Here is an 18,309-nt window from a genome sequence, read left to right on the forward strand (position 1 = left end):
AACAAAAGTCTAAAGCCAGTAAACTTTAAAAAACAAAATCCTAAAATATGGAACTTGTTAAGTGGTTGTCTTGAAGAGGTGAAATAAAACATTAATGAAATTGATGCTTTTTCTATTTTAGATGGTAGAAAGATAAAAACTTACATCCTTAAGATTAACAATCTTAGGGGTGTAAGTTTTTTATTAATGTTATATATTTTAGATCTTAATAACTGTTATATCCCAAATAACGAAAAGTAAGAGATTATTTACGATTATTTTATCCAATAAAAGTATTAATAATATGGCGAATAATTATATCATCACGTGTTAGCTGAACAACTTTAATTAGTTCACCATCACTAGATTCTGGATTAACAAGATTAAGGTTATCTATATAACCATCTGGTGTAACTTCTAATAAAACATATCCTCCAAGTTTAAGTGGTTCTTTAGGTGTTTCCCACTCTACGATGCCTCTTGAGTTAGTTTTACCTTTTAATTTAACCTCATCTGTAAATTGAACTTCACTAAGATTTACAGTTGGATCAATTGCATAGTCTTGCCATGTAATATCTGCAATATCTTTATCAATTTCTCTAGCAAGAATAAAAGTAATACCTGAAGGGTTCTTGATAGGACCATCTATTATAGACAAGTCAACCTGAATATTATCAGTAGGAACAGTTGGTACTGCAGGCTCAATTTTGAAATTAGTGGAAAGTGTTTGTTCATCAGATTTTGGGAAAGTAGAGTCAGTACTCATAAATACGAAATATTCATTATTAAAATTATCAGAAAGACTAAAGTTTGTAAATGCATAAAGGTTAAATTCAGAGCTATCTTGTGTAAGTGTTATCTGTCCACTTCCAAGAAGTGGAGAGCTACCAGTTTGTTCTACTTTAATATAGTAAATAGTATCCTCTAGTACACGAGCAGCTACAAGATTTTCTATATTAATAACAACCTCTTCACGTGTATCATATACAGTTTGTATCGAATAAATAAGATCAATTTCAGGAACAGAAGATACAGAAACTTGACAGCTAGCTTCAAAGTTTCCATCTACAGTTGTAGCTGTTATGACAGTAAGACCTGGAGCAACACCAGTTACAGTTCCATTATTATCAACAGTTGCAATAGAATTATCTAATGATGACCAAAGTACATCTTTTGTAGTAGCATTATCCGGAGTGATAATAGGTTCAATATCTATACTAGAACCAACATAAATAGAAGTTGAAATAGTATTTAAAGTTAATCCAGTAACAGGTATAGCTATTGGAGAACTAGTATCAACATTAATGTTTAAAGTGGTAGTAAGATCTGTTTTGTCTAAAGTTCCGATTAGAGTATAAATGGTAAGTGTTGAATCAGATTCAATAGTAAATATAGATCCAACAGAAATTTCATTATACATCCAAGTAACAGGTAAAGATATAATAGAGCCGTTACTTAAAAGAGCACTTACATTACTAGGAAGTATAACAACTTCACCTAAAACAGCTGAAATTGAAGGTGGAGATATAATACTTTGTATGGCTGCTACAGTTACAGATGTAGTAGCAGTATAATAACTTTCTGCAGTCATAGCACTAATAGTAGCAATACCTTGTTGATATGCAGTTACAACGCCACTAAAATCAACATTAGCAACAGTTGGATTATCAGACTCCCAAGTTACTACTTGGTTACTGGCATTAAGAGGAAGAACAGTAGCAGTTAATTTAGATGTATCTGTAGGTAAAAGTGATAAAGTAGTCGGTGAAAGAGTGATACCAGTAACAGGTATTGTAGAAGCACTATAGGTAAGTGTTTCGTAAACAAAAGGTAAGCTAGGCGTTATTTTAATTTCTTTAATAGGTACAATAAAACCAGGGATACTTTCTCCTTGAATAATTAAATCTCCAGTTGGTTTTGTACTAAATGTTGCAATTTGATTAATTGTACGTATTGTTGTTGCTATATCATCTCTAATAAATTTAATATTTACTTCATCAGGATGGATTGTGTCACCAATCCAATTAACAGTAACTTGAACTGTGATTTCACCTTTAGATGTTTCACTTTCAGAACTATGGTGGCTGCTAGAGCCCTTACCTTTAGAACCTTTACCCTTAGAACTGTTGCCTTTAGGTGTTTTGCTAGATGTAAGGTCAACTATGCCAACAATTTGAGTTAATGGATAGGTTGCGATAAGTGGATTAGTTGTAGCAGTAGTCTGATCAAGTTGTATCTTTAAAAAATCATTAGTTACTTCTAGTACAGTACCGGTTACATTAGTTCCACTAGATGTTGAAGAACTACTTGATACTAGAAGATTAACACGTTTGCCTATGGATTCAGAAAATGCAGAGGTAAGAGGATTTGTTTCTTTTTCACACCCACCAGAATCTTCTTCACCCAAAGGAATAAATCCTAAAATTGATTTTAGAAAATAGATACCTTCTTTAATTGAACCATCAGACTCAGACTTAAGACGTAATTTAAGAATTTTTTTGTCAACATATATTAGTGTACCAGTAATATTAGGCGGTTTACCAGCAGGAGGCGTAGCTTGTGTTATTATTTGGATTTTTTTGTTTTTAAATTTTAAGAGACTGTTCATAATAGAAAGGGTATCTAAATTTTCATTACCAAATTTTATTTCATAATAACAATCTTTTGTTGTATCACAATAATCTTTTATTTCATCACAACAACATTTTGTTGTATTACAACGATTTTTTGTTGTGGAATAGTACGTCATGATATCACCTCAAATATTATAATTAATTAACTAATATATATATTCACCTATAATATATTAGCTAATTATAATATATTAATTAACTATTTAAAGAGTTACTAAATTATACAAATTTTATGAAATGCTATTTGAAAATATTTGGAAATATGACTGCAACATTAACAAATTTTTTGTTTTTAAATCTAACTATAGTATTGTAACTTAGAAATTTTGTGCTGTGATGTGGCTTTTTTTGAATATAAATGTTACTATATAAAAAATTTCAATTTAACATAGATTTAAATAAAATTAAAGTTTAACATATTCATATTTATAGGATTGTTATCAAAAAGGGAGGCAAAGATTTTATGAGAGATGGACATATACACTCGCCATATTGTCCACATGGAAGTGACGATACATTTGAAGATTATATAAACAAAGCGATTAACACACGTTTAAAAGAAATAACATTTACAGAACATTTACCTTTACCAAATAATTTTATAGATCCTTCTCCAAATCAAGATAGTGGGATGGACGAAGGAGTAATATTAGACTATTTTAATGAACTATACAGGCTAAAAGACAAATATAAAAATAAAATAAAGATAAATGTAGGGGTAGAAGTAGATTATATAGAAGGCTACGAAAATGAAATAAAAGAGATGTTAAATAAATATGGAAAATATATAGAAGATTCAATACTATCTGTTCACATGATAAAAATTAAAGATAAATACTATTGTATGGATTTTAGCCCATCAGAATTTGAAAAAATGATTAATTTATTAGGAAGTACAAAAGATGTTTACAATAAATATTATGAAACTTTAAAATTAGCCATAAACAGTGATCTAGGTGAATATAAGCCCAAGAGAATAGGTCATTTAAATTTAGTAAGAAAGTTTAATAAAGTTTTTCCATATGACTACAAAGGAAATGAACGATTAGAAGAAGTAGTAATGTTAATAAAGAAAAATAAATATGAAGTTGATTTTAATGTATCGGGAATAAGAAAGAAATATTGCAAAGAACCATATATACACGATCATCTCTTAGATTTAATAAAAAAATATAATGTTCCCATTATCTTAGGGTCAGACTCACATTGCTGTAGAGACATAGGTAGTACTCAAGAATACACATCAATTATTTAATTGATGTGTATTTTTTTAGGATTAGAATTGTAAATCTATAGGAAGTATAGTTCAAGATATTTCTTTACAAAATTGTAGCATATATTATTGCTGCTTAATAACTATTTTACAATTATTCAATATTCGACATATATTCTTAATTATTAAAATTATGCATATATTTCAACAATTAATTGCAATTTACGGGAATATATGCTACAATAAAATTGAAATTAATAAATTAAAATAATTCAAAAATTTAGACATGTAAGAAAGGGAAAATATTATGCAAGCAACAGAGAAGTTACAATCAAATGATGCAAAAGTAAAACATCCTCCTGGGTTGTATTTACTATTCTTCACGGAAATGTGGGAGAGATTTAGTTATTATGGTATGAGAGCTTTATTAGTTATGTATTTAACTACAGAATTAGTAAGCGGAGGGTTAGGATTTGATAAATCAAGTGCAACACTTCTTTATGGTTATTTTACAGGATTTGTTTACTTCACTCCACTAATAGGAGGATGGCTTTCTGATAAATATTTAGGACAAAGAAAAGCAGTAACTATTGGTGGTATAACAATGGCTCTTGGACAATTAGCATTATTTGCAAGCCAAAGTAAACAAGCGTTATATTTAGGGTTATTCTTACTTATAATTGGTAACGGTTTCTTCAAGCCGAATATATCAACATTAGTTGGTAAGTTATATCCAGATGGAGATTCAAGAAGAGATGGTGCATTTACAATATTCTATATGGGAATTAACTTAGGTGCATTCTTAGCTCCACTTGTATGTGGTACTTTAGCAGAAGGTATTTTTGCACAAAAACAAGGTGAAACTATAATTCACTATGGATTTAAGTATGGTTTCTTAGCAGCAGCTATAGGTATGATAGTAGGACAAATATTATTTAATGCTTTATCAAATAAATATCTTGGTGACATAGGTAAATACCCAGTTTCAAAACAAAAAACTAATGATAAAAATAGTGAAGTTTCAAACAAACCTCTTACTAAGAAAGAAAAAGAAAGAACTGCAGTTATATTCATATTAGCAGCTTTCGTAATATTCTTCTGGGCAGGATTTGAACAAGCAGGAAGTTCACTTACAATATATACTCAAGATTATATAAATAGAAATGCATTTGGAATGGAAGTACCTGTATCTTGGTTCCAATCATTAAACCCAGTATTAATAGTTTTACTTGCACCAATTATGTCAATGATATGGACAAAATTAGCTAGTTCAAAGCGTGGTGATTTATCAACACCTGTAAAAATGGCTTTTGGTATGCTTCTTCTTGGAGCTGGTTTCTTATTAATGGTTGGAGCTTGTTTACAAAGAGGAAATGCTGGAGACGATATAACTGTAAAAGCAAGTATGATATGGCTTGTTGGAACTTACTTCTTACACACACTTGGTGAACTTTGTTTATCTCCAGTAGGACTTTCAATGGTAAGTAAAATGGCACCTCCTAAATTAGCATCTTTACTTATGGGAGTTTGGTTAATGGCTAGTTTCTTTGCTAATATAATTGGTGGATATATAGCTTCTTACGTTGAAAGACTTGGACATATCGAAGTATTCGGTACTATAGCAGCAGCTGTTATATTCTTTGGGTTGATATTATTAGCACTAAGAAAGAAACTTGTTGCTATGATGGAAGACTAATATATACAATTAAAAAGTTGCATGAAAATAAGAAAATGTGCATAGATTTATATAAATAATATTTTGAATTTTTAAGAACACTGGAAATCAATGATTTCTAGTGTTCTTTTTTTATTATTAAACTAGCTACCACATAATATACATTGTGAATATTTGTATTATACTTTAAAAAAGTAATTTAAAAAGCCTATGATTTATGAATTAGTATAGAAAATAAATAGAATATAATTAAGCTCCTTTAAATATAAAAATAATAAAGAATGATTTTAAAGGAGTAGTTTTGATGAAAAAATATGAGTATAAATATATATCAATATGGGAAGAACCTGAAAAGATAATACAAAAACTAAACGATTATGGTAAAGATGGCTGGGAATTAGTTTGTGTATGGAATACCTGGCATTATTTTAAAAGGCCTATTGAATAAAATAAAAATATATAAATAGAGATATAAATAGTATTGTTAGAAGTAGGTACTATTTGTACCTCATGTTATGGTTCATATATTTACTTTTTCTAACAAGTACAAGATTCAATCTCATAAGAATTTTTAATTTATATTACAATAGATAAATTGTAGTGTTTCATTTAATGAGCTATTTAAATTATAGAAGTATAAATAATCTTATGCAAGTAAATTAAAATAAGTGCTCACAAATACAATTTATATTAATAATATAAGAATAGTGAAATTTGATTAGCATCACATTTTTTATTAAAGGATAGTGATATTATAATAACTATATTTAGCAAAAAAGTGAAAAAAATGGAGGATATTATTTTGTTTGAATCAGTAGCAGAGACCACCTTATTTAAATCAATCGATATAAATGCAAAGAGTATATTAGAACCATACTTTGAATTAGTAGACTATGAGGCATGTGAATATTGTTTTGCGACTTTATATATGTGGAAAAATGTATATAATACAGTATATTATGTAGAAGATGATTTCGCTATAGTATCTGGTGAATACGAAGGAAGTGATTTTGTAGTTTTACCCCTAGCAACTAAGGAAAATATGTCTAAAGCTATAGACTTTATATTAACGTATTTTAAAAATGAAGAGAAAAAAGTTCACTTAAGGGCTATAACCAAGGAAATAGTAGATTTTATGAAAAAAAAATATCCACGAAAATTTGAATATATAGAAGAAAGAGATTATTTTGACTATGTATATAATGGAGAAAGTCTAAGAACTTTAGCTGGAAGGAAAAATCAAAAAAAGAGAAACCATATAAATTATTTCTTAAAAGAATATGATAATAGATTTGAATATAAGAAATTAGAGGAAAATAACCAATTTGAAGAGTGTATAGTTCTTTTAAATGAGTGGTCGCAAGGTAGCGAAGATAGTGAGGGTTTTAAAGATGAATTTGAAGCTATAAAAAGATTATTTAACCATTATGATGAGTTAAAAAATAAGTTGAAAATCGGAGGTATATATGTGGATTCTAAATTAGAAGCATTTTCAATAGGTGAAATGTTAAATGATAATATGGCAGTTATTCATATAGAAAAGGCAAATCCAAGCATACGAGGTTTGTATCCATATATAAATCAGCAGTTTTTAGTAAATGAATTTAGTGATGTAGAGTTCATAAATAGAGAAGAAGATTTAGGAATAGAAGGATTAAGAAAAGCTAAACTTTCATATCATCCATCTAGGTTTGTTGAAAAATATACAGTATTAGAAATATAAAAGGGGTAAATATTACCCCCTTTTATATTAATCAATAAATCTTTTCATTTTATCTAAATCTTTAATAATTAATTTTTTCATTCCTTTAAATTCGAAAAGCCCATCTTGTTCAAATTTAGATAGTTTTCTACTTATAGTTTCTCTAGTAACTCCGCAATAATTTGCCATACCTTCTCTATTCAAAGGAATGTCAACTTGAAGTATACCATCTTTATCAATACCATACTTATCTATAAACTCAAGTATCATGCATATTATTCTATGGTCAATATCATTAGTAGCTAGACATGTGGCAAGATTTTCAACTTCCATTAATCTTTTACTTACCCCATTTAAAATCTTTAGAGTTATATGAGGATTTTGTGATAATACCTTGTCCATATTTTCCTTTGATATAACACATATACTTACATTATTAACAGCAGTAGCAGAGAAATTTGTAATATAGTTATCATTAAATAAACTAAGTTCACCAAAAAATTCACCTACTGATAGTATATGTATTATTTGTTCCTTACCTTCATGTGTTGTTTTTGACAACTTTATAGTTCCATTACTTATTATAATAAGTTTAGATAAATAATCTTCTTCCAAGCATATAATATCATCTTTTTTAAAACAAAAATGCTCTATATCATTTAATATTTCTTCTAATTCATCGTCTGATAAAGAAGAAAAAATAGGAATTTCTTTAGCATATAATCTACTTTTACATTGAGTATTTGAATTTATAACATACCACTCCTAACATAATCTTATAGTCATATATAATTTTAACATATATAATTTTAACATATATAATAATATTGATTAAGTATAATTATAAAGTCAGTATATGTTAAAAAAATTTAACAATCAAAAAATAACATAATTCGAGATTAACAATATAATATAATGTTAGAAAGGTTTACAAATAAATTAACAAGGGGATGTTTATATGGAATCTTCTATTCAGACAATAGCAAGTAACACATTACTAGTAATTTTTGCAGTAGTTGCTATGACTGGTATCATTTGTAGTAAATTAAGTGAAATATTAAAAGTACCAGATGTAGTATTATTTTTAATAGCAGGAATTTTAATAGGACCTTCGTTTTTACAATTTATAGATATAAGTCACTACCAAGTTGAAAATCAGCTGATTTTAACATTTGGTTCTGCATTTATATTATATTTAGGTGGAAAAGAAATAAGTTTAAAAGTGCTAAAAAATGTAAAGGTAACTGTATTTTTATTATCAACAGTAGGAGTAATCATATCGACATTTATAGTGGCGAAAGTAGTTGGACTAACATTTGAAGTATCATATATTACTTCTTTATTAATTGGTTCAATCATATCATCAACAGATCCTGCAACATTAGTTCCAATATTTAATCAAGTAAAAATAAAAGACAAAGTAAAGCAAACAGTTATAAGTGAATCAGCTTTTAATGATGCAATAGGTGCAATACTCACTTCAGCAGTTCTAGCTATAATATTATCAGGACAATTTTCTTTAAGTGAAAATATATATGAATTAGGAATAATGATTGCAGTAGGTGTTGTAGTTGGTATAGTTACAGGAATCGTTCTTTTAAAATTAGTAAATGATCAGCCTTATGGAATATTCAAAGATTTTGCACCTATTATATCAATACTTTCTGTAATAATAGCTTATGAAGTAGCTACAAAGTTTGGTGGAAGTGGATATATGGCTTGCTTTATAGTTGGGATAATAACAGGAAACAAAAAGAACTTTAAAATATGGTTATCACAACAATCTTATGATGCAGATTTTTATGTTGCTGAAACTTTAGGTACTATATGTCGCATGGCAATATTTGTAATATTGGGAAGTCAAGTTGACTTAGCTATGCTAGCAAAATATTTTGGACCAGCACTTTTAGTAGTACTTAGTTTAATGTTTATAGCAAGACCTGTATGTGTATTCGTTTGTACTAGATTTGATAAAAGTGCAAAATGGGATAAAAAAGAAATGCTATTTATGATGTGGGTTAGAGAAACGGGAGTAATACCAGCAGCTTTATGTGGTATAATAGCATCTATGAAAATACCAAATTATGAAATAATTTCATCAATAGTATTTATGGCTATACTAATTACACTAATAATCCAAGGAAGTACTACTAAATTAGTAGCTAAAAAACTTGGATTATTGGAAGAAGAACAAAAAGAAATAACAAATAATAAAAAAGAAATATTTGAATCTTAAATATAGTAAGATAAAGGTCGGCGATAAAGTCGGCCTTTTATAATTTTATAAGGTTTGATAAATTTAAAGTGTTTTAAAGCGAGTTAATACATAACTTTATCATATAGGTTTTTGTTATAGTAACAATTATTAATAGATAAAAACATAGTATAATAGTGTAGTGAATAAAAGGAGGGAGTAATATGAAACAAATACGAGTAGCAATTATTACAGTATTAATGGTGTTTTTATTATCAATAACTGTTTTTGCTGATGGTAAAAATAGCGCATCGAATCTATTTTTATTTAGTGAGTCAGTAAATACTACCAATGAAGTCAAAGGAGATATATATGCATTTGCCCAAGATATAAATATCAATAATATTGTGGGGGGAGATGTTATTTCAGGTGGTCAAAATATAAAAATAATGTCAGAAAAAATTTCAGGTAATATTAGGGTAGCAGGGCAAATTTTAAATATAGATGTTAAACATACAAAAAATATTACTGTAGCAGGAGAAGAAATTAACATAGGAAAAAATACAAATTGCAATGCAGTTTATGCAGCAGGTCAAGATATTAATTTTAAAGGCGTTACTAATGACTTATATTTAGCAGGTGAAAATATTGTTATTGATGGAGATGTTAAAGGCGAACTTAATGTTGATGGAGAAAATGTGATTATATCAGAAAATGCTAATATATTAGGAAATGTAAATATTAAATCACCTAATGAACCGACTATAAATGCAAAGATTGATCCAAGCAATATAAATTATAATAAAGTAGTAACTGAAACGAGTTTTAAAGAACAAAATACATTTAATATAGCAACAACTCTTATGAGTATGTTAACAGCAGTTATAATAGGGTTGTTACTATTTGTAATTTTCAGAGGATATTTTTATGAAATTGAAAAAAATGTTAAACATTCTATAGGTGAAAATATTTTAGTAGGATTAGGAGCGTTTATAATTATACCTATTGTATCAATATTGTTATTTATAACAGTTATAGGAATTCCTATAGGGCTTATATTTATAATATTTTACGTACTATTAATGTATTTATGTCCGATGATATCAGGAATAACATTAGGTCAAATAATCATTAAAGACAAAAATGAATATTTACAAGTATTAGTAGGAGTATTAACAATGAAAATATTACTTTTGATACCATATATAGATACGATAACATGGCTTGTTTGTGTTTTATTTACACTAGGATGTATTGTTTTAAAAGCATTTTCAATGTGTAGGAGAAAATCACAATTGAATTAAGTAACTTTTAGTATTTATTGTCATAATATATAAAGAAATATAATATATTAACAATAACTAGGGGGCTTTAAATAATGAATAAAGAACATGACAGCATGATTAAAAAAAATAGAAGTCCAAAGGGTGGGGTAATAATATTTCCACCATTTATACCAGGGGGACCAGGGCCAATATACCCACCATTTATACCAAAACCGAAACCAGAATTTCCTCCACTATATCCAGAGTATGATGATGAAAAGGAAACACTTAAAGTTAAAATAAAATCAGTTTTTGAAGATGAATTTGTAGTAATAGGATACTATGATTACTTGTATGCAACAGGAGAAAAAGTTAATAAGAATGGAATATTTAAAATAATAATACTAGATGAAAATAAAGCTAAAATAAAAATACAAGGCGGAGATTTTGTAAGAGTAGATGAAAGAGATTTTTTAGTTGCAGATACTAATAAAAAGGGAGCAACTAAGTTTAGAATTTATAAAATAAATAAGAAAGAATATGTTTTAAAAGCACCGAATGGATATTATGTTAGAGTAAGAGAAAAAGATAAAAGGCTTGTAGCAAGAGCAGAAAAGGCAGGTCCAAGAACAATATTTAAATTTAAAACAGTTGAATAGAGGTACTTTTTTAGAAAATCAACATATAATGCTTATCATAGATTAAATTGACCAAAATAATAATCTATGATAAACTTATAAAAATTATTTTTTAAGGAGAGAAAAATGAACACATTAGAACCAGAACCCGATAGGATCATTTTACAATTAATTTTAGTAGCTTTATTTATAGCTATAAGTGCATTTTTTGTAGCAGCAGAGATGGCAATTGTTTCTGTAAATAAAATAAAAGTAAAAAAATTAAGTGAAGATGGTAATAAAAGAGCTAAATTACTTGAAAAACTTATGGATGATCCAAGTAATTTCTTATCAACAATTCAAATAGTAATCACACTTGCAGGATTTTTATTAATTGCCTCAGTAGCAAGGGGAATATCAACTCATTTACCTAATGATATAAGGAATTTAAATCTTCCTTATATACAAGAAGGTTTTATGATAGGTATAATCCTTATACTTCTATACTTTACACTAGTTTTTGGAAGGCTTGTTCCAAAGAGAATAGGGTTAAGAAAATCAGAAAAAATAGCTTTGTTTTCTGTGATACCAGTTTACTTTATATTTATAATTACAAAGCCATTTATTAAAATCCTTACAATCTCAACTAGTGTCGTTATAAGACTAACTGGTAATGAAGACTCTCATATAGAGGAGACCTTATCAGAAGAAGAAATATTATTTTTAATATCAAAATCTCAGCAAGGTGGATGTATTGAATATGATGAAAAAGAAATGATTAATGGCGTTTTTGAATTTAATGACAAAATTGCAAGAGAAATAATGACATCAAGGAAAGATACCTTTACTATAGACATAGAGGATGATGTAAATTGTATTTTAGACAATTTATCAGATTTGAAATATTCAAGAATACCTGTATATGAAAAAAGTATAGATAATATTATAGGTATCTTGTATGTAAAAGATTTAATAATTGAAGCTAGAAAAGTAGGCTTTGAAAACTTAGAAATAAGAAAGATTCTACACAAACCTTATTTTGTTCCAGAAACCAAAAGGGCAAATGAATTATTTAAAATGTTACAATCAAAAAGAGTTCATTTAGCTTTATTAATTGATGAGTATGGAGGATTTTCAGGTATAGTAACTATGGAAGATTTAATTGAAGAAATTATGGGTGGAATTGAAGATGAATATGATCTGGAAGAATCTAGAATAAAGAAAATTGATGATAAAAATTTTATAGTAAAGGGATTTTTAACAATAAATGATTTTAATGATATGTTTGGAACTACTATAGAGCAAGGTGACTATGATACTTTAAGTGGGTATATAATAAACACATTAGGAGAAATACCAAATGGAGAGGAAGATATACAGCTAGATTTAGATAAATTAATATTTAAGTTAGTTAAGATAAATAATAGAAGAATAGAAGATATTCAGGTCAGTTTGTTATATTAATATGATTTAATAAAGTTAATCCATGCCTAATTAGGTATGGATTTTTGTTTATACAAAATCAATTCTATTATGTGTTATACTATATTATGATAAGTTATATGTTAAAATATGTTAATTAATATAAGTATAAAATAAAACAAATATCTAGGGAGGTAAAAGAGTTGAGCAAAATAATATTAAAATTTATAAGATTATTTACAGGATTTTTTGTATGTTCATTATCAATAGCATTCATGATAAATGCTAACTTAGGTTTGTCACCATGGGATGTACTTCATCAGGGTATATCAAATAAAATTGGCATAACAATAGGAAGTGCTACAATATGTGTAGGTCTTATAGTAGTAGTTCTTGACGTTATGTTAGGTGAAAATGTAGGATGGGGAACTGTTCTAAACATGATGTTTATAGGAGTTTTTTTAGATTTGATACTATTTAGTAATCTTGTTCCTGTAGCTAATAGTATGATGATGGGAATTATAATGTTATGTATAGGTATGACACTAATGGGATTTGGATTAGTTCTTTACATTGGAAGTGGATTAGGTAGTGGACCTAGAGATGGAATGATGATAGCTTTTCAAAAAAGAACAAATAAATCTGTAAAATTAATAAGAGGAGTAATGGAATTAGGGGCATTAATAGTAGGTTATTTCTTAGGCGGTAGTATTGGAATAGGAACTGTAATAACAGCTATTGGATTAGGATATTTTATACAAATAATATTTAAAATATGTAACTTTAAAAGTGAAAATGTGAAGCATAGGTTTATAATAGATGACATAAATTATATTAGGGTGCGTATGAGTAAGGATATAGTTACAGAAGTAGAGACATCTGTAACTAAAGATTTATAAATAAAAGGGGAAATTTAATGGATAAAAAATCCATATTTATTATTAGTGCTTCAATTATTTTAGGATTTATTATTCTTTCGATATCATTAATTTATTCATTTAATTTAGTTAAGGAAACTAGTAAAGTAAATAATAGATATGAAATAATAGCACCTAATGAAAATAATATTATTGTTTTTGACAATGAAAAAGGTATTTATTGGAGAAAGTTTATTGAATCAAATGAAGGACCTACAGAATGGGAAAAAGAAATTCTAGATTTAGGAACAGGTGAATAGTTTTAAAATAATGTGAAATAGAGGATAATAACAATTCTCTATTTCACATTATTTTTTAGATTTTTGAAGATTTAGAAGCTACACAAAAATATATTTAGGCATAATCACAAATAAATAAAAATATTATAAATAGTATATTTGAACGACGGGCATGTTTTTCAAGGTTGTTTGAGCCATATATAGGCGAACCACTTGAGTAATATGAGCGAAGCGAATTTTTATTGGGAGGGTGATAATATGAATAATAATTGTAAACTATGTGAACTCAGAGGGGTTTGGATATCAACAGTTTATGAAATAGATTGGCCTAAAACTCAAAATGATATACATGCCCAAAAACAAGAATTTATAGAAATATTAGATACACTACAAAGTTTAAATTTCAATTCAGTATTTGTTCAAATAAGACCAACTTCAGATACTTTCTACAAATCATATATAAACCCATGGTCAAAGTATCTTACAGGAACTCAAGGGAAAAGTCCAGGATATGATCCACTTAAATTTATGATAAAAGAAACTCATAGAAGAAATATGGAATTTCATGCATGGTTAAATCCATATAGAATAACTACGTCAGGAACAGATTTAAATAAATTATACAAGGCTCACCCAGCAAGATTGAATCCAAGTTGGGCATTATCCTATGATAATGCATTATTTTATAACCCTGAAAATCCAGAAGTTATAAGGTATATTGCAACAACAGTTTTTGAAATAGTAAAAAATTACTATATAGATGGAATTCATTTTGATGATTACTTCTATCCGTATAATTATCCTTTGCCACAAGGGGAAGATAGAGATGGAGTGATTGCTAATAACAGACGTGAAGCAGTAAACAATATGATTAGGCTAGTAAATAAGGCTATAAAATCCACAAGAGAATGTGTTCAATTTGGAGTTAGTCCTTTTGGAGTATGGAAAAATAAAAGCAGTGATCCTAATGGTTCAGATACAAATAATTTAGAAAGTTATTATGATGTGTATGCAGATAGTTTAAAGTGGATAGAAGAAGGAATTATAGATTATATAGCACCTCAAATTTATTGGACTATAGATAATAAAATTAGTGCTTACGAAACGTCAGTTAAATGGTGGAATAATGTAGTTAAAGATACAGGTGTTAGGTTATATATAGGTCAAAATATAAGTAATGTAGATATAGCAAAAGAAATAGAAAAACAAGTGAATATAAATAGAACTTATAGTGAAGTTGAAGGTAGTATATTCTTTAGTATGAGTAATATAAAAGAAAACACAGGGAATGTAATAAAACAATTAAAAGAAGTATATAGTTGTAAGGAATACAATGACTAGGTTTCAATTTAAATACTACTTTGAAGAATGTTTCATATAGTACAGAGTGTTGGAATGTTAAATAAGATTTTAATTTTTGTCTCCATATAAATAGCTACAGTAAAGATAATTACTGTAGCTATTTATATGGAGAATTATAAAAATAAAAGATAGACTTAAAATAATTTAATAAGATTTTATTTTATTTAATAAGTAAAATAAAAGTTTAGAAAGAAGGAGGAGTTACTGCAAATATAACTTCGCAATAAAAATTAGTTATATTTTCCCATTTATGATTTGAACGTGGAGGTATTTTAACACTATCACCACAATTAAGTTCAATTACAGTACTCATTAAATGAAGATTAACAGACCCCTTTGTTACATAAGCAACTTCTTCACCTTTATGGCTAAAAAGTTCCTCAGAAGAAGATTCTTTAGGTGGTATTTTCATAAGCATAAATTCAATTGAACCTTTTGAATCTGGTGTTAATAGTTCATATGCAAAGCTATCAGATTCAGAAAATATTATTTTTTTACGATTATCACTTCTAACTACTAAGTCCTCAGTTGGAACATCATTTATGAAAAAATTAAATAATGGTATATCTAAAGCCTTAGAAATTTGTTTCAGTGTATTTATAGATGGATTAGCAGTACCTTTTTCTATTTGGCTAAGTAAAGAAGACGTAACCCCTGTTAAATTAGCTAATTCTTTAATGGTTAAATTTTTTCCTTTTCTATATTCAGAAATATTTTTTGATATATTCACTTCATTCATTTATAAGCTACCTCTTTTTAATATGTATTTTAAATTATTATATCAATATAATATAGTTTTATCAAATTTATTAAATAATATTTAATAAAAGACAAAAATATTAAATATTATTGACGTTGTTTTGGAAAAATGTTAACATTTATTAAACTGTATTTAATTTAATTAAAATAAGTTAAATGCAATTTATGAGAAGTTATATAGAATTTAATTCTATACTATCTACAAAAACATATAACTTGTAAAACTTTTTTAGGGTAATAAAAAATAATAAAATAAGGGTGGGAAAATATAATGAATTCAAAAGTATTAAACAAAGAAATATCAACGTGGATAGAAGAATATCCATTATTAAAAGAGATAATAGACTTAAAAGAAGTATTATGGATAAATTCTCAGTATAGTGATTTTGAAGAAGGAATGAAAAATGTTTCACTTAATGAAGATGATGTATTAGATGCCCAAGAAAGATTAAATAGATTTGCTCCATATATAGCTAAAGTATTCCCAGAAACTAAAGAAGAAAATGGAATAATAGAATCTCCAATAGTTAAAATAAACAACATGAAATCTAAACTAGAAGAAATATGCGGTGAAGAACTTTTAGGAAATCTTTTATTAAAGTGTGATAGTCATCTTAAAGTATCAGGATCTATAAAGGCTAGAGGTGGAATATACGAAGTACTAAAGCGTGCAGAAGATTTAGCTTTAGAAAATAATATAATTACAGTAGAAGATAACTATGAAAAATTAGATAGTGATGAAATGAGAGCCTTCTTCTCTAATTACTCTGTAGTAGTAGGATCAACTGGAAACTTAGGTTTAAGTATAGGTATAATGAGTGCAAAATTAGGATTTAAGGTTACTGTTCATATGTCAGCAGATGCAAGACAATGGAAAAAGGATCTTTTAAGAAGTAGAGGAGTAGAGGTTATAGAATACGAATCTGATTATAGCAAAGCTGTTGAAGAAGGTAGAAAGCAAGCTGAAGAAGATGCTAATAGCTACTTTGTAGATGATGAAAATTCTCAAAACTTATTTTTAGGATATTCAGTTGCAGCTAAAAGATTAGATAAGCAACTAAAGGATATGGGTGTAAACGTTGATGATAATAACCCATTATTTGTATATTTACCATGTGGTGTAGGTGGAGGACCTGGTGGAGTTGCCTTTGGTCTTAAGCTTTTATACAAAAATAATGTACATTTCTTCTTTGCAGAGCCAACACATTCTCCATGTATGATGATAGGGTGTATGACTAAAGAACATGATAATGTATCTGTGCAAGACTTTGGAATAGATAATATAACAGCAGCAGATGGATTAGCAGTAGGTAGAGCTTCTGGATTCGTCGGTAAGACATTAGAAAAACTAATGAGTGGATGTTATTCAGTTGAAGATGAAAATATGTATAGATTATTAACTATCATGGCAGATAGTGAAAAAATATTCTTAGAGCCTTCAGCACTTGCAGGTGTACCAGGTATTGTAAATATACTTACATCTAAAGAAGGCAAGAAATACTTAAAAGATAATAATCTTGAAGATAAAATAGAAAATATAAATCATATTGCGTGGGCAACTGGTGGAAGTATGGTACCAAAGGATATGATGGATGAGTATTATAATAAAGGCCTTTCATTACTTAAATAAGTATAATGAGAGTAGGTTATAAATGACAGTGTAGATAGATTTATGTAAAAATAAATTTATCTACACTTTTTTTTGTTTTAATAAACAATAAATTATTTGATATAGATTTATAGGATTTCTATAGATTTAACATTATTTTTATCTATTGAAAAAGAGCTACCCAACTCTTTGCCAGACATTGTCAACAAACTTACATTTTCACCGTTATTAAACATTTCTAACCATTCGATTAAAGAATTAAAATTTCTAACATTATCTCTTTCAACTATTTTCTCAAAATTATTATTAAAAGTTATTTTCATTCTGTCAATTTTCAATTATATCACCTTCCTAATATTTAATATTTTATCTTAATTAAGGATTTTATAATACTTATTTATAAAATTATAATATACAAGAAGATTTATTTATAGAGAAAGAAGCAAAAGATATTGTGTAATTAAATTTAATAATATATAATACTTAATTTCTATTTGGTATAATTAAGATAAATCACTTAAAGACAAATTATAGGAGGGCCATATGAATTTAGATGTATTAAAAAAAGTAGCAAATAAATTAAATGAACTAAATTGTACTTGGTCAATTGGTAGCTCAGTGTTGTTACATTTTCATGATTTAGTAGATAAACCAAATGATATAGACATATTAATAGACCCTGATGATTCAAATAAAATAAAATCATTTATGGACACAATAGGA

17 protein-coding genes are annotated in these 18,309 nt (G+C 27.4%); 13 read left to right on the plus strand and 4 right to left on the minus strand.

The window, feature by feature from the left end; translation table 11 throughout:
* Positions 1–259 precede the first annotated feature (259 nt).
* A complete protein-coding gene (locus VLM92_RS08660) occupies positions 260–2,728 on the minus strand; it encodes an Ig-like domain-containing protein (RefSeq protein ID WP_325275942.1) in 2,469 nt (822 codons plus the stop codon).
* A 347-nt stretch (positions 2,729–3,075) separates the two neighbouring features.
* Between VLM92_RS08660 and hisJ the strand changes: the two genes are divergently transcribed.
* The 4 genes from hisJ (at position 3,076) to VLM92_RS08680 (ending at position 7,223) form a co-directional block, all read left to right on the plus strand.
* Positions 3,076–3,867 carry a histidinol-phosphatase HisJ gene (hisJ, locus tag VLM92_RS08665; protein ID WP_325275943.1) on the plus strand — a complete coding sequence of 264 codons (792 nt, stop codon included), beginning with the start codon at positions 3,076–3,078 and terminating at the stop codon, positions 3,865–3,867.
* 265 nt (positions 3,868–4,132) lie between these two features.
* Complete coding sequence (locus VLM92_RS08670) at positions 4,133–5,521, plus strand: peptide MFS transporter (protein WP_325275944.1); 1,389 nt, start codon at positions 4,133–4,135, stop codon at positions 5,519–5,521.
* A gap of 283 nt (positions 5,522–5,804) precedes the next feature.
* Positions 5,805–5,948: a hypothetical protein gene (locus VLM92_RS08675; RefSeq protein ID WP_325275945.1), complete on the plus strand. Its 144-nt coding sequence runs from the start codon at positions 5,805–5,807 to the stop codon at positions 5,946–5,948.
* A 339-nt stretch (positions 5,949–6,287) separates the two neighbouring features.
* A complete protein-coding gene (locus VLM92_RS08680; protein ID WP_414708153.1) occupies positions 6,288–7,223 on the plus strand; it encodes a DUF2156 domain-containing protein in 936 nt (311 codons plus the stop codon).
* Positions 7,224–7,250: 27 nt separating this feature from the next.
* Here VLM92_RS08680 and VLM92_RS08685 read toward each other — a convergent pair whose 3' ends face one another.
* The gene (locus tag VLM92_RS08685; protein WP_325275957.1) at positions 7,251–7,955 is read right to left on the minus strand and encodes a Crp/Fnr family transcriptional regulator; all 705 of its coding nucleotides are present in this window, start codon (positions 7,953–7,955) and stop codon (positions 7,251–7,253) included.
* 205 nt (positions 7,956–8,160) lie between these two features.
* Here VLM92_RS08685 and VLM92_RS08690 point away from each other — a divergent pair, with 205 nt between their 5' ends.
* The 7 genes from VLM92_RS08690 to VLM92_RS08720 all read left to right on the plus strand — a co-directional run bounded on the left by VLM92_RS08690 (position 8,161) and on the right by VLM92_RS08720 (position 15,197).
* A complete protein-coding gene (locus tag VLM92_RS08690) occupies positions 8,161–9,438 on the plus strand; it encodes a cation:proton antiporter (RefSeq protein WP_325275947.1) in 1,278 nt (425 codons plus the stop codon).
* A 182-nt stretch (positions 9,439–9,620) separates the two neighbouring features.
* Complete coding sequence (locus VLM92_RS08695) at positions 9,621–10,700, plus strand: hypothetical protein (RefSeq protein ID WP_325275948.1); 1,080 nt, start codon at positions 9,621–9,623, stop codon at positions 10,698–10,700.
* 74 nt (positions 10,701–10,774) lie between these two features.
* Entirely contained in the window at positions 10,775–11,320 is a 546-nt protein-coding gene (locus tag VLM92_RS08700; protein WP_325275949.1) for a hypothetical protein, read from the plus strand.
* Between the two features lie 105 nt (positions 11,321–11,425).
* Complete coding sequence (locus VLM92_RS08705) at positions 11,426–12,742, plus strand: hemolysin family protein (RefSeq protein ID WP_325275950.1); 1,317 nt, start codon at positions 11,426–11,428, stop codon at positions 12,740–12,742.
* 161 nt (positions 12,743–12,903) lie between these two features.
* A complete protein-coding gene (locus tag VLM92_RS08710; protein ID WP_325275951.1) occupies positions 12,904–13,599 on the plus strand; it encodes a hypothetical protein in 696 nt (231 codons plus the stop codon).
* A gap of 17 nt (positions 13,600–13,616) precedes the next feature.
* A complete protein-coding gene (locus VLM92_RS08715; protein WP_325275952.1) occupies positions 13,617–13,877 on the plus strand; it encodes a hypothetical protein in 261 nt (86 codons plus the stop codon).
* Between the two features lie 237 nt (positions 13,878–14,114).
* Entirely contained in the window at positions 14,115–15,197 is a 1,083-nt protein-coding gene (locus VLM92_RS08720; RefSeq protein WP_325275953.1) for a glycoside hydrolase family 10 protein, read from the plus strand.
* A 205-nt stretch (positions 15,198–15,402) separates the two neighbouring features.
* Here the strand turns inward: VLM92_RS08720 and VLM92_RS08725 are convergent, their stop codons facing one another.
* Complete coding sequence (locus VLM92_RS08725) at positions 15,403–15,957, minus strand: helix-turn-helix domain-containing protein (protein ID WP_325275954.1); 555 nt, start codon at positions 15,955–15,957, stop codon at positions 15,403–15,405.
* Positions 15,958–16,248: 291 nt separating this feature from the next.
* On the opposite strand from VLM92_RS08725, the gene VLM92_RS08730 reads away from it, so the two are divergent.
* Entirely contained in the window at positions 16,249–17,607 is a 1,359-nt protein-coding gene (locus tag VLM92_RS08730; RefSeq protein WP_325275955.1) for a D-serine ammonia-lyase, read from the plus strand.
* A gap of 107 nt (positions 17,608–17,714) precedes the next feature.
* Here the strand turns inward: VLM92_RS08730 and VLM92_RS08735 are convergent, their stop codons facing one another.
* Complete coding sequence (locus VLM92_RS08735) at positions 17,715–17,924, minus strand: hypothetical protein (RefSeq protein ID WP_325275956.1); 210 nt, start codon at positions 17,922–17,924, stop codon at positions 17,715–17,717.
* 205 nt (positions 17,925–18,129) lie between these two features.
* On the opposite strand from VLM92_RS08735, the gene VLM92_RS08740 reads away from it, so the two are divergent.
* Positions 18,130–18,309: hypothetical protein (locus VLM92_RS08740; RefSeq protein ID WP_331681729.1), on the plus strand; the 180-nt coding region annotated here is incomplete at its 3' end.

The organism is Romboutsia sp. (assembly GCF_035470145.1).
Lineage (GTDB): Bacteria > Bacillota > Clostridia > Peptostreptococcales > Peptostreptococcaceae > Romboutsia_D.

What these genes read in the sequence shown, in the direction of transcription:
- VLM92_RS08660 (WP_325275942.1), bottom strand. Translation starts at nt 2,728, where the DNA reads ATGACGTACTATTCCACAACAAAAAATCGTTGTAATACAACAAAATGT.
- hisJ (WP_325275943.1), top strand. Translation starts at nt 3,076, where the DNA reads ATGAGAGATGGACATATACACTCGCCATATTGTCCACATGGAAGTGAC.
- VLM92_RS08670 (WP_325275944.1), top strand. Translation starts at nt 4,133, where the DNA reads ATGCAAGCAACAGAGAAGTTACAATCAAATGATGCAAAAGTAAAACAT.
- VLM92_RS08675 (WP_325275945.1), top strand. Translation starts at nt 5,805, where the DNA reads ATGAAAAAATATGAGTATAAATATATATCAATATGGGAAGAACCTGAA.
- VLM92_RS08680 (WP_414708153.1), top strand. Translation starts at nt 6,288, where the DNA reads ATGGAGGATATTATTTTGTTTGAATCAGTAGCAGAGACCACCTTATTT.
- VLM92_RS08690 (WP_325275947.1), top strand. Translation starts at nt 8,161, where the DNA reads ATGGAATCTTCTATTCAGACAATAGCAAGTAACACATTACTAGTAATT.
- VLM92_RS08695 (WP_325275948.1), top strand. Translation starts at nt 9,621, where the DNA reads ATGAAACAAATACGAGTAGCAATTATTACAGTATTAATGGTGTTTTTA.
- VLM92_RS08700 (WP_325275949.1), top strand. Translation starts at nt 10,775, where the DNA reads ATGAATAAAGAACATGACAGCATGATTAAAAAAAATAGAAGTCCAAAG.
- VLM92_RS08705 (WP_325275950.1), top strand. Translation starts at nt 11,426, where the DNA reads ATGAACACATTAGAACCAGAACCCGATAGGATCATTTTACAATTAATT.
- VLM92_RS08715 (WP_325275952.1), top strand. Translation starts at nt 13,617, where the DNA reads ATGGATAAAAAATCCATATTTATTATTAGTGCTTCAATTATTTTAGGA.
- VLM92_RS08720 (WP_325275953.1), top strand. Translation starts at nt 14,115, where the DNA reads ATGAATAATAATTGTAAACTATGTGAACTCAGAGGGGTTTGGATATCA.
- VLM92_RS08725 (WP_325275954.1), bottom strand. Translation starts at nt 15,957, where the DNA reads ATGAATGAAGTGAATATATCAAAAAATATTTCTGAATATAGAAAAGGA.
- VLM92_RS08730 (WP_325275955.1), top strand. Translation starts at nt 16,249, where the DNA reads ATGAATTCAAAAGTATTAAACAAAGAAATATCAACGTGGATAGAAGAA.